The following is a 13178-nucleotide window of genomic DNA, read 5'->3' as shown; positions in this document are numbered from 1 at the left end:
GCGATTGATGGTGCAAGCATACGAGAATGACCTGCTTTATCGCCTGCTGAGGCCCAGGCATGGTGTGACTAGGTGCATAAATGGGGAAAATCCTCAGGGGGGCAAAGGGGAAGCTGGAAATTCAAGCAGTCCTTTAGGGTTTACCAGAAAAGGGCATCCCAGTCTGCCAGTTCTGCGCCGCGGCGAAACAGTCACTATTGCAGACATTCAGGAGCCGGGGATCATCAAGCATATGTGGTTCACTGTCACGGATGCCACTTCGCCACAGGGTTTGTATGTTCTTCGGAATCTGTTAATTAAAATCTATTGGGATGGTGAAGAGAGACCGTCGGTCGTCTCTCCTTTGGGTGATTTCTTCTGCTGCGGACATGGACGGAGTGCTCTGGTGGATTCCTTACCTATCTGCGTTAACCCAACGAGAGGATTTAATTGCTACTTCCCCATGCCGTTCAGCTCGGCTAGAATCGTGCTGGTTAACAACCACGACGAGGATGTGCAATCAGTCTTTTATCAGATCGATTATGAACTTAATGATGCACTGCCTGACGAGCTGATGAGGTTCCACGCTCAGTGGCGGCGGGAACCTGTCACTACTAGACAACAGGATTACACCCTGCTTGACGGTGTAGCGGGTGACGGAATATATGTGGGTACCTATTTGGCCCTTACTGCTTTGCAATCACGATGGTGGGGCGAAGGTGAGTTTAAATTCTTCATCGATGGAGATAACCAATTTCCTACCTGGTGCAGTACTGGTGCTGAGGATTATTTCGGTGGTGCTTGGAGTTTTCGATCGGAAACAAATAAAGATGCCATGCATGAACAGACCTATAATAGGGCCTTCATGGGCTACCCATTCTATTCGCGGACATCTGGGGGTGAAGCCAGTGATTATTGGGATGACTCAGGTCCTGTAGTTCGGGGAATGTATCGATGGCACCTAATGGACCCAATTATCTTCCATCAGGATTTGCGGGTCACATGGCAGCAGATAGGAGGCCGCGAGAGCGGAATGTTCGAGCGGGAGGATGATGTGGCCACTGTGGCTTATTGGTATCAAACAGAACCGCATCTGCCTTTCCCGACTGTTGTCGAAAAGCCTGATCCAAATCTGCTGATGCCTAGGTGACGTCGAAAAGAACATCATGCATTTTCTGTCGCCAGAGTCTGCCTTTATGCGTGGACTATCTACGGTTATTGATGCAGTATGGATAACCATCTTGATGATTGTGGCATCGTTGCCCGCAATTACTGCAGGCTCTGCTTTGGTCGCTGCGAATTATGCGGCCAGGAGATCTTTGGCGGGCATCGGACATGTGACACGAGATTTTTTCGCTGCCTTTAAAAGCAATTTTATGCAAGCAACCATCCTGTGGCTGATTCTTGGTATTCCTGGTGCTGCTTTGATAGTCCTCTGGATTGTTGTGCGTTCATGGGCGTTGCTGGCTCCACAGCTTATTGCTACCTGTTTTTGGATAATCAGTTTTGAGTGGGTTTGGTGGTTACAGGCGCGATTTGCCAACTCTCTTGTGGGAACATTGAAGAATTCATTGATTTTCGGGCTGACTAAATGGCCATATACCGTAGTGATCGTAATGCTTGACTGCCTCATTTTCGTACTTCTATTCGCCTCGATGGCTGTTATGCCACGCGGTCTTTTTTTGCTTGCTCTGGTGGCGCCTGGAGGCTTGGTCATGGTTAAGAGCGCAATTTTAAATTATGCAATGCGTTCCTACGTCGCATAAGAAAGTGACCATCTGAAACTGATGCAGGAATCGTTTACTTGGTCGGGAATAATATTTGCCAGAAGAAGTTGAGTGATGTAGGCTCAAGTTTCGGAGTGGTCATGATAGCTGCTTGCCCGGGCCGACGGGAGCCGGCCATCGGGACCACGAACGAAGCGCGAGCGGAGAACGTGAACGATGAGGTGCAGGGTCAGGCCCTACGCCCCGATTTCATCAGGAGGTAATGAGTATGGCACGTGCAGTTGGCATTGATCTGGGAACCACCAATTCCTGCATTGCAACCCTGGAGGGCGGCGAGCCCACCGTAATCGTCAACGCTGAGGGCGCGCGGACCACGCCATCGGTGGTGGCGTTCAGCAAGTCCGGCGAGATTCTGGTCGGCGAAGTGGCCAAGCGCCAGGCGGTCACCAACGTGGACCGGACCATCAGCTCGGTCAAGCGTCACATGGGCACCGACTGGTCCGTCGAGATCGACGGCAAGAAGTGGACCCCGCAGGAGATTTCGGCCCAGATCCTCATGAAGCTCAAGAGGGATGCCGAGTCCTACCTGGGCGAACCCGTCACCGACGCGGTCATCACCTGCCCTGCCTACTTCAACGACGCTCAGCGCCAGGCCACCAAGGATGCCGGCAAGATCGCCGGCCTGAACGTCCTGCGCATCATCAACGAGCCCACCGCCGCGGCCCTGGCCTACGGCCTGGAGAAGGGCAAGGAGGATGAGCGCATCCTGGTCTTCGATCTGGGCGGCGGCACCTTCGACGTCTCCCTGCTGGAGATCGGCAAGGACGACGACGGCTTCTCCACCATCCAGGTCCAGGCCACCAACGGCGACAACAAGCTGGGCGGCGATGACTGGGATCAGAAGATCATCGACTGGCTGGTCAGCGAGGTCAAGAACAAGTACAACGTGGATCTGTCCAAGGACAAGATCGCCCTGCAGCGGCTCAAGGAAGCTGCTGAGCAGGCCAAGAAGGAGCTGAGCTCCTCCTCCTCCACCAGCATCTCCATGCAGTACCTGGCCATGACCCCCGACGGGACTCCAGTCCACCTGGACGAGACCCTGACCCGGGCGCACTTCGAAGAGATGACCTCTGACCTGCTGGGCCGCTGCCGCACGCCTTTCAACAACGTGCTGCACGATGCCGGCATTTCGGTTCAGGACATCGATCACGTGGTGCTGGTCGGCGGCTCCACCCGTATGCCCGCCGTCAAGGACCTGGTCAAGGAACTGACCGGCGGCAAGGAAGCCAACCAGACCGTCAACCCTGATGAGGTCGTGGCTGTCGGCGCTGCCGTGCAGTCCGGCGTCATCAAGGGCGACCGCAAGGACGTGCTGCTGATCGACGTGACCCCGCTCTCCCTGGGCATCGAGACCAAGGGCGGCATCATGACCAAGCTGATCGACCGCAACACCGCCATCCCGACCAAGCGCTCCGAGGTGTTCTCGACCGCTGAGGACAACCAGCCCTCCGTGCTGATCCAGGTCTACCAGGGCGAGCGTGAATTCGCCCGTGACAACAAGCCCCTGGGCACCTTCGAGCTGACGGGCATCGCTCCGGCTCCGCGCGGCGTTCCTCAGATCGAGGTCACCTTCGACATCGACGCCAACGGCATCGTGCACGTCTCCGCCAAGGACAAGGGCACCGGCAAGGAGCAGTCCATGACCATCACCGGCGGTTCCGCCCTGCCCAAGGACGAGATCGACCGCATGGTCAAGGAGGCCGAGGCTCACGAGGCCGAGGACAAGCAGCGTCGTGAGGACGCAGACACCCGCAATGCCGCCGAGTCCGCCGCCTACCAGACCGAGAAGCTGGTCAACGACAACAAGGACAAGATCTCCGACGAGGTGGCCAAGGAGGTCACCGACAAGGTCAACGCTCTGAAAGAGGCTCTGAAGGGCGAGGACATGGACAAGATCAAGAACGCCCAGAGCGAGCTGATGACCTCTGCCCAGAAGATCGGCCAGGCCCTCTACGCCCAGCAGGGCTCCGCTGACGGTGCAGGCGCCCAGGGCGCTGCAGGTGCCTCCGGTGCCGCCTCGGGTGCAGGCTCCTCTTCGTCCGCCGATGACGACGTGGTGGATGCCGAGGTCGTGGACGACGACGACAAGAAGAAGGACGGCGAGTGACATGTCGGCCTTCGACAAGGATGATGCCGGGCCGCTGAAGGGCGACCCGGCCGCCGCCGGCGAACCGGACGGGAACGAGGCCAAGGCCTCCGACGCCGCTTCGACGCCTGATCAGGAAGCGGCTCGCGGCCGTCATGCCGGCAAGAGCGCTGCAGACGAGAGCCAGGCGGCTAGCCAGTCCTCGTCGGATTCCTCCGTCAAGGACGCGTCGTCAGCGGATGCTCAGGCTGATGACAAGACTGATGCTGACTCGGCCAAGGAGGAGAGCGCCGACAAGGGATCAGATGGGCTGACTCCTCTGGGCCAGGCCAAGAAGGAGGCCGCCGATTACCTGGAGGCCCTCCAGCGCGAGCGGGCCGAGTTCGTCAACTTCCGCAACCGTGCCAAGAAGGAGCAGGACATCTTCCGCCAGCATGGCATCGTGGATGTGCTGACCGCGCTTCTTCCGGCCCTTGATGACATTGACCGGATCAAGGAGCACGGGCAGATGGACGACTCCTTCCAGGCCGTGGCCAAGAAGATCGACAAGACCTTCGAGAAATTCGGCGTCGAGAAGTTCGGTGAGAAAGGCGAGGACTTCGACCCCACCAAGCATGAGGCCATCCTGCACAAGCCGGATCCCAAGGCCGAGAAAGAGACCGTTGACACGGTCGTTGAGGCAGGCTATCGGATCGGTGACCGGGTGATTCGTGCTGCCAGGGTAGTGGTGACTTCGCCCGGGCAGTAGCAGGGACGGTGATTGCGGACCTTCCGCAGGCTGAATAGACGCCTTCGCACGCGGCGGCTGGTGGGTTATGGCCCTGCCCGCCGCCGCACGCGAAAGGGCGGATTCCAATTCGATACATTCGTAGCTTATGAGGAAAGGAGACATGGATGGCTGAGAATGAATGGCTGAGCAAGGACTATTACAAGGTCCTTGGTGTCTCCAAGGACGCCAGCGAAGCGGAGATCACCAAGGCCTACCGCAAGCTTGCCCGCAAATACCATCCCGATCTCAATAAGACCAAGGAGGCTGAGGAGAAGTTCAAGGATATCTCCGAGGCCTACGACGTGCTCAGCAACAAGGAGCAACGTCAGAAGTACGACGCCATCCGCCAGTTCGGCATGGGGGGAGCCCGGTTCGCCGGGGGTTCCGGCCAGGGCGGTTTCAACACCGATGCCTTCTCGGACATCTTCGGCTCCATGTTCGGTGGGGCTGGAGCGCCTGGAGGCACCCGTATCCGTTTCGGCGATGGTTCGGGGCAGCCGGACTTCGCTGACATCTTCTCCTCCTTCGGCGGGGGTGCCGGCGGTGGCGGCCGGACCGCCTACCAGGAGAGTAGGCCCAGGCCAGTCAAGGGCGAGGATCGCAATTCGCGCATCGGCCTGTCCTTCCGTCAGGCGGTCAAGGGGGCTACTGTCTCCCTAAGCGTGGGCGGCAAGCGCTTCAAGACGCATATCCCTGCTGGGGTTCGCAATGGCCAGCGGATCAGGTTGGCTGGCAAGGGTAGGCCCGGCAGGGACGGGGGCGCCAATGGCGACCTTTACCTGCAGATCAGCGTCCAGCCCAGCCAGCGGTTCACCATGAAGGACAGGGATCTGGTCATGACCCTGCCGGTGACGGTATCCGAGGCTGCCCTGGGGGCCAAGGTCCAGGCCCGGGACATCGACGACCAGGTCGTCACCTTCAAGATCCCGGCCGGCTCCTCCAGCGGCGACGAGATCCGCATCGCCGGCAAGGGGGTACAAGACCGGCGCGGCAAGGGCGACCTGGTGGGGCGGCTTGAGATCCGCATGCCAGGCCGGCTGGGCATGGCCCAGAAGAAGGCCATGCGTGACTTTGCCAAGTCCAGCGGTGATTTCGACGAGCGGATCGCCGGCGAGCGCATGAAGATATGACGATCCCGATGCAGGATCAGGTTGGAACGAACAGCGGAAAGGAGTGATGATCATGGTCAGGGTGGATCCCGAGACCAGGCGGATCTATCTGGCCTGCGCTCGCGGTCTGGTGGCCGGGCGCATCAGTCTGGATGCTGCCGATGATGCCGGCTTGGACATCGAGCTGCCGGTCTTCAGCGTCGGCCAGGTCGGGCAGTTGGCCAACATCCATCCGCAGACCCTGCGCCAATACGACCGGCTGGGTCTGATCGTGCCGGAACGGACCGAGGGGGGTGCACGCCGATACTCCCTGCGGGATCTGGACCGGCTGGGTCAGGCTCAGCATCTGAGCCAGGACGAGTCCATCAACCTGGCCGGGGTGACCAGGATCCTGGCCCTAGCCGAGGAGAATCGTCAGCTGAGGCGCCAGCTGCGCCGCTCCCACCAGTCACAGGGATCCAGCATGTTCGCCGCCGCTGCCGACGGCCGGGTCGTCGAAGTCAGGCGGTCCAGCAGGGCCCGGCTCTGGCGGCAGGACACGACGCATGACGAGGCCGATCCGACTGAGTCCAAATCGCTGATCGTCTGGAGCGTACGCTCCTGAAGCAGGTGAGGGGCCTGTGCTATGGTGTACGGGTCGGCCGCTAGCCCAAGAGCTGCGGCTGATCGTCGCCTGAATGCTTTGAGTACGGGGAAACCGCTTGCGCGAAATTCGTCATTCTCTGCTTTGCACGCGGCCTGCGAACTGTCGACCGACAGTACCGTTTTCTTCCCTGTTGTGAAAGGTCATTGTGACTGCTTCATCCATGCCCGATTCCAATTCGTCCAATTCCGACAATTCTGCTGTAGAACCTATGGCTTTTGACCAGCTGGGGGTGCCTGAACCCTTGGTCCGCGTCCTGCGCAAGGACGGCAAGACCAGCGCTTTCCCCATCCAACGGGATACCCTGCCTGATGCCCTGGCCGGCCGTGACATCCTGGGCCGGGGGCGGACTGGTTCCGGCAAGACCCTGGCTTTCAGCATCCCCCTGGTGGCTCGACTGGCTGCCGATGAGGAAGGACGGGTTCGCCACGGCCGAGGGGGTGCCGCCGGATCAGGCAGCCTGCCCCGCCCGCGCGGCCTTGTTCTGGCTCCCACCCGCGAGCTGGCCAATCAGATCGACGAGGTTCTCAACCCCCTGGCCCAGGCCTACGGCATGCGAACTTGCACCGTCTACGGCGGCGTTGGCCAGGGCCGTCAGGTCGATGCCCTTCGGCGCGGGGCCAAGATTGTGGTGGCCTGCCCTGGTCGCTTGGAGGATCTGCTCCGTCAGCACAAACTCAGCCTGGAGGACGTGGAGATCGCCGTGCTGGACGAGGCCGACGAGATGGCTGACATGGGCTTCCTGCCTGCCGTGGAGCGGATCCTGGCCCAGGTTCGCCCGGGCGGTCAGCGGATGCTTTTCTCGGCCACCCTTGACCACGGTGTGGATGCCGTGGTCAAGCGTTTCCTCAAGGACCCCAAGATTCACGAGGTGGACTCGGCAACACAGCATGTGGATCTGATGACCCACCACATCTTCCGCACCACCCAGGCCGCCAAGCATGATCTCGTGCGCAAGCTGGCTTCAGGCACCGGACGTCGTATTCTCTTCACCCGGACCAAGTTCCAGGCCAAGAAGCTGGCCAAGAACCTGATTGACAACGGCATACCGGCCGCACAGCTGCATGGCAACCTCTCTCAGAACCAGCGCGATCGCAACCTAGGGGCTTTCTCACGGGGCGAGGTGAAGGTCCTGGTGGCTACCGACGTGGCCGCCCGCGGCGTGGACATCAGTGACGTAGACCTTGTGGTTCAGGTGGATCCGCCGGCCGATTCCAAGTCCTTCCTGCATCGGTCAGGGCGTACGGCCCGGGCCGGCCGTTCCGGCGACGTGGTCACCTTGGTCCTGCCCGACCAGTGGCGCGACACCAGGCGGATGCTGCGCATGGCCCATATCGATGCCAAGCCGGTTCAGGTGACCGCTGACTCGCCCGAGGTCACCGAACTCGTAGGGCCCGTAGCCAAGCAGGTGCACGGCTGGTCCTTGCAGGCCGAGCAGCCGCAGGCCTCGGGCGGCCGGTCTGCCCGTGGAGGCCGTAGCGGCCGAAGCGGACATCGGGATCGTTCCCGGTCCGACAGGCATTTCGATCGCGGCGGCCAGGCTAGGGCTGCAGGCCGGGACCGGGATCGTCGGCCTTACCGTTCCCGGCGGTCTGGTGACCGACCGGCATTCGATCGTGAGGATGGCCCCTTGGACGGCAGGACCAGAGGCCATCGTCATTCCGGCAGCAGCGAGCGGACCCATGGTCACGACCATGGCCGTGGCAGCGGCCGTGCCGGCTCTCGTTTTGATGCAGACCGTCGTGGGTTCCGCCGTGGTCATCGCCGCCATCGTCGTGACGATAACCCCTTCCGCTCCGCCTCCAGGCGTTGATTCATCGATGGGCGCGTTTGCATAATGCGCCCATCGTGGTTATTGATGCCGATGGTGATTGAATTAACGTTGGCCTAGCTATAGGAAGCGCAATGACATCTCGGTAACTCAGTTGCGTGGCAACCCATCACAGTGATAAAAGATCGTTATATAAGGTATTTATCGAATTGCCGGTTTAGGGTCATGATTGCTGCAGACATAGCTGCAAGAGGGTATGGATGTCGGTGGGATGGGACCCGGCTGTTCAGACCGAGCTGACAGCTAATTGCCCCCCCCCCCCCGCTCCTGTTGATGCACAATTAGGGCTGCTATTCTGATGGAGTGGTCTTAGTCAGCGAATGGACGCCAAACGAATGTTGAGGATGGCACAGGTCTAAGGTCAAGTCCATCGCAGTTACCGCTTAGTTACAAGCAGTTTGAGCTCGGCCACGTACTTCTGGCTATATGGTAGGTCTTTGCGGACGGCAATTGTTTGCGCAGAAGGCAAGAATATCATCAGGCACGCATTGATTAAGGACGATTAAGCAATTGTCCTTTTTTAGACATGCTGTCAATCAGCCATGGAATGTTATTCGTCATCCCGTATAAGCCGATACTGACCAATAATACAGCCCGTCTTTGAAGCTAGGATTCTAGATTGCATTCCTAATCATTTCGTTGAAATGCAGAGGGTCGGAGCTGTCTTCCCGACTGTGTGGAGGATCATTTGTGATTTTGTCGGCGTCCTTGCTTATGAGTCCGAAGTCGCTGAGCTGATTAGGTTAATTTTTGTTCGGCAACAAGACGTTTTCTTTTGTTTCCATTCCCACCATGTTCAGAATGTGGCGAACTTTGAAAAGTGTGACTATGACCACCCCCGACTTCTTGGCTGGCATCACATATAGTTTCTTGGCTGTTCGACACCGGTTGGTCAAAGGCTGCAACAGTTTGTCACAGCATCAGTTCTAAGTTCAAGACTGACGTTTCAATATGCTCTAATGCTGGGTATAGGATTCATCTCACTGGTAATAACGAGATTGAGCAAACATGCCCATTTGTATCGTTACTTCGATTTTCATGTGAAAAGTCAGAATTGGTTCATAATAGTGCGGTCAAGGTGAGCAAAGTTTGCGTAACCTACAGGTTTCAAGCCATGGATAGAATAATTGTTAATTCTAACGCTTGTAAGGTATAAGCCGTTTTAGTCAGCGGGTCATGTCGCCTGGCGCATTCGTATCCGCATACAGGTCAAATCCAGAATTTGGCACTTGGGTATGCAGAAGTGAATACTAAAGCGACTTGTGCTAGGTGTGCTGACATTCTTAGTCTGGGGGAATGGCAATAATAAGCCATCTACATGTGGTATATATATCTCGGTTTTATATAGAATAGAGCAACATGTTAAACTATAAAAATTGGGTTCAATGACTTTCAATCGACTACGCACTACTTGATTAAATGAATAAATGGTTAAAGCCTAGATTAGGCGTTCCATCTGTATTTAATCGCATTTGTTCCTTATGTGCTATGAGAGCTGCTTTTAATATCTTTCGAGAAATCGAATATACCTAGTACGCAGGCCAAGATTGCAGTTTTAAGGTGAATAGATATTCTTAATAGTTTATGCATAAGGACAGGGGGGGGTAAAGTAGTAACGTTATCGAGGACAACGACGTGTAAAGAAGAAGTTGGACAGTGTTTTAGCGATGCCTGATGATTTCAGTAGGGAATTGCTTGGTTCTGGATAGGCTTTCCAGTGGCTTCATCAGCCTACTCCCTTACCATAATTTAGGTGTGAACTAGACATGCTGTTCGTGATCTGACATGAGATTAGTAATTGCAAAAAAGACCATTATTCGGATAGTATATACTTGTAGTTAAAGTAAAATAAGTTAAATTTACAAATTGTTTCTGAATAGGTTCGGAATTCGTTTTTGCGCCAAAGCGTGACGGAAGTATAATGCTACTGATTTGTAGTATTGCCATGTTGATTTTATCGATGAAGGGGTGGAATCATGTATATATCCTGGCTTAGCTTGACGAATTTTCTTTGCCATCAAAACTTAGAGTTGAGATTATCTCAAGGAATCAATTTTTTTGTTGGGAATAATAACTCTGGTAAAACCAGCATATTGCGTGCTATATCATTTTTGCGATCGGGGTTGGGAAGAGGACAGAATCCGTCTGATGTTATCTTTCGAAGCAACGAACCTTGTTCTGATGCGGAATGTTATGTAACGGCTATTATCACTTTTTCCTCAAGTGAGGTGACAGTAAATGATGATGAGAATCAGGACTTATCAAGTAAAACCATTTTGAAAGATCATAAGTTTGATAGGCTTGGGAAATATTTATTTGAGAAAAGTTTGCCTGATGTGGAAGAGCCGATCTATGAACTGAAAATTAAAAGACTGGCATCCGATTCCAAAAAGATATTTATATGCAAACCTAAATCAGAAGATGAACAGGCAGAATCAGAAGACGAACAGACATGGGAAAATCCTACAGGTATACCAGCTCTCGTCCAACGATTACTCGATCCGGTTTTCGTCTGGGCGGAGGATACCCCAGAAACTGTAGCTGACTTCTCTCCCAATAAGGCATTAGGCAAATTGATCGGCCAGCAATTAGAGAGTCTCAAAAAGGGTAACCTGTGGCAAGAATTTCAAGTAGCTCATAAAAACCTGTTCATTGAAAATGATGATGGACATCATGATGAAAAGAATTTTGCTGATTTGGTTGAAGATACTTTGTCTGCTTTGAAAGACAAACTTGATGAGCAATATGGTGGAAATAATAGCGTTCGTTTCCAATTTGATCCGCCGTCGGTTGAGAGTTTTACTAAACAAGGAACGGTAATCCTAAGAGAAGAAAACGGTATTGAAACAGGGCTTGAGGAAAAAGGTACAGGAATGCAGCGGGCATTTGCGCTTGCTGTAATTGAGTTATTGGCAGATCAGACAAATGGCACGGAAAAAAATGAATTATTTTGCCTGGATGAGCCCACCACATACCTTCACCCAAGAGCACAGATTAAACTAGCCAAGGCTTTAGAACAATTGAGCACCGAAGGGAACCAGCTGCTGATAACAACACATTCTCCCTACATGATTAGAGATATTGAAGAAAGTCATGATGCACTTTTTATGTTAAGAGCTGATGACGGTGTTACCACAGTGAATATGCCCGGAAAGAAGGCCGATAGACCCAGATCTTTATCAGAGATTACCTATTTCGCTTTTGATATACCAACAGTTGAATACCACATTGAGCTTTTTGGGGATATTTATGAAATTCTCAATCATAGAAAGGCTGTCTGTAGAAAAAAGCAGACTTCAGAACCTAAGGATATGACTATTCAGGCTTGTGGCAACGAAATGAAGGAGATAGCAAAACAGCAATCGATTCAAACCGAATATATAGTTCGATACGATGATAGAATAAAACATCATTGTAAAGTGACAGAATTCTTGCCTTTAGGTATACGTAATATGATTGACCATCCACATAGAGACGATGATCCTGATAAAGACAACAAGTTTACAGATGAACAGTTAAAAAGCTCAATTGAGATAATGATAAAGATATTGAAGTATCTACAGCAAAACCCCTTAAAAGCTTAATTCTATAGATGAAAATTACCGGGCATTAAAAGAAACGGATCGTCGCTTTAAAAGATAGTGAGTATAATTTTGATTTAGATCTGTTCTGATGGGTATAGATGTATTATTCGGCCCACCGGTATGTTAACTAGAAAAAGTAGAGTGAAAAATTGTCGGAAATTACCTTTTGAAAGTTGGATGGATACTAATGGATTTTGAGTTCCACCAACATGAGGTTAAAATTGTTGCAATCGGGCACTTTGCTTCGAAAGCTAACGGCTAAGATGTGATAAGATCTATCAATCTAATATAGCTCGCTATAATCGATTATCACTCTCGTAGTGCGTACATTAATCTCTATACATTTTAGACAAATAGATTGCAGAATGTGATCAACAGCCAAATTAATTAACCGACAAACATCGATGATTCGGTTATAGTCACGTGAATGTACGTCATTGTGATAATAAGTGGATACACAACTTGGAAAATATCTCGCATTATTGAGTATGGAATTGCTAGGTGTCGAAGAATGTGGCTAATCAGCTATATGTATTTGGACTTTTGGAGTTAAACACAGCCTAGATTAATTTGTCTATCTTAGAAGAAGCTCATCTAACAACCAGAGGTATCGAGAAAGTAGGGACGGGTTTCAACAATGTTTTGCTATTAACCTTCGGGAAAGGTGTTTGCTCACTCTAATGGTGTGTCGTAGTAAAGGGAACCACTGCTTCGATTGAGAAAATCTATTATTTAATGTTTGTATACAGAGTGGTGTGGATAAGGTTCTTATTGCTGAGTGATGAACAAGGGTTGGCGCACAGCATCAGTTGGATCTGTGTTGGCGGAACGAGTAGGGAAACGTAACAAAATATACAATTGAAATTAACGAGGTATTGCATTCAAAACTTATTATATTTAGTTTCTTAAAAAAGAGCTGCAATACTATGGATATTTTGTAAATAAAAAGAGTCAAGTCATAATGGTGGATTGGGCTCAAGCTCATAGGATTTAAACTGCAGTAATTTATGGTTCAAATGACAATCGTGATGAGAACTACTATGGCTCATCTTTGTTCTCGAGAGAGTCAAAGCCATGGCTTTTGTATGGTTGCAGGCTAAAGAACGGGGATTTGGTTGAGACGACGTATGGGATTTTGCATCTTTATCTAGGACTCAGTATATTCCTAAAGATTGATAGATTAGTGTTGATTGAAATCATTGTCCAGTCATGTATAGATTTAGAGTCTGCCATGGTTGGATCCGAGATTCTTTCTGAGAGTTGCCGTTTAATCGTTTCGCACGTGTGAAATCTATATGATGTGGAAATGGTTGTCAATTGAGGCAGACCTATTTCAGATCATTGCCTTGTTGAACTGACTCTTCCTCCTCCACCCCAGATTGCAAAATCA

General features: G+C 52.7%; 8 protein-coding genes. All 8 read left to right on the top strand.

Features of this window, described 5'->3' with window-relative positions; all coding sequences use genetic code 11:
- The first annotated feature begins 7 nt into the window (after positions 1 to 7).
- The 8 genes from QRX41_RS04650 to QRX41_RS04615 all read left to right on the top strand — a co-directional run bounded on the left by QRX41_RS04650 (position 8) and on the right by QRX41_RS04615 (position 11788).
- The gene (locus QRX41_RS04650) at positions 8 to 1129 is read left to right on the top strand and encodes a glycoside hydrolase family 172 protein (protein ID WP_045924220.1); all 1122 of its coding nucleotides are present in this window, start codon (positions 8 to 10) and stop codon (positions 1127 to 1129) included.
- A gap of 16 nt (positions 1130 to 1145) precedes the next feature.
- Complete coding sequence (locus tag QRX41_RS04645) at positions 1146 to 1745, top strand: YesL family protein (RefSeq protein WP_313839024.1); 600 nt, start codon at positions 1146 to 1148, stop codon at positions 1743 to 1745.
- A 229-nt stretch (positions 1746 to 1974) separates the two neighbouring features.
- A complete protein-coding gene (gene dnaK, locus QRX41_RS04640; RefSeq protein WP_198178561.1) occupies positions 1975 to 3873 on the top strand; it encodes a molecular chaperone DnaK in 1899 nt (632 codons plus the stop codon).
- Position 3874: 1 nt separating this feature from the next.
- Positions 3875 to 4600, top strand: coding sequence for a nucleotide exchange factor GrpE (grpE, locus tag QRX41_RS04635; RefSeq protein ID WP_313839021.1), 726 nt, complete (start codon positions 3875 to 3877; stop codon positions 4598 to 4600).
- 146 nt (positions 4601 to 4746) lie between these two features.
- Positions 4747 to 5751, top strand: coding sequence for a DnaJ C-terminal domain-containing protein (locus tag QRX41_RS04630; RefSeq protein WP_024627810.1), 1005 nt, complete (start codon positions 4747 to 4749; stop codon positions 5749 to 5751).
- Between the two features lie 52 nt (positions 5752 to 5803).
- A complete protein-coding gene (locus QRX41_RS04625) occupies positions 5804 to 6334 on the top strand; it encodes a heat shock protein transcriptional repressor HspR (RefSeq protein ID WP_024627809.1) in 531 nt (176 codons plus the stop codon).
- 202 nt (positions 6335 to 6536) lie between these two features.
- Positions 6537 to 8186 carry a DEAD/DEAH box helicase gene (locus QRX41_RS04620; protein ID WP_313839050.1) on the top strand — a complete coding sequence of 550 codons (1650 nt, stop codon included), beginning with the start codon at positions 6537 to 6539 and terminating at the stop codon, positions 8184 to 8186.
- A gap of 1994 nt (positions 8187 to 10180) precedes the next feature.
- Entirely contained in the window at positions 10181 to 11788 is a 1608-nt protein-coding gene (locus tag QRX41_RS04615; RefSeq protein ID WP_313839018.1) for an ATP-dependent nuclease, read from the top strand.
- The last annotated feature ends 1390 nt before the right edge of the window (positions 11789 to 13178 follow it).

This window comes from Bifidobacterium kimbladii (assembly GCF_032193675.1).
Classification (GTDB): domain Bacteria; phylum Actinomycetota; class Actinomycetes; order Actinomycetales; family Bifidobacteriaceae; genus Bombiscardovia; species Bombiscardovia kimbladii.
This window is presented reverse-complemented; position numbering and strand designations above follow the sequence as displayed.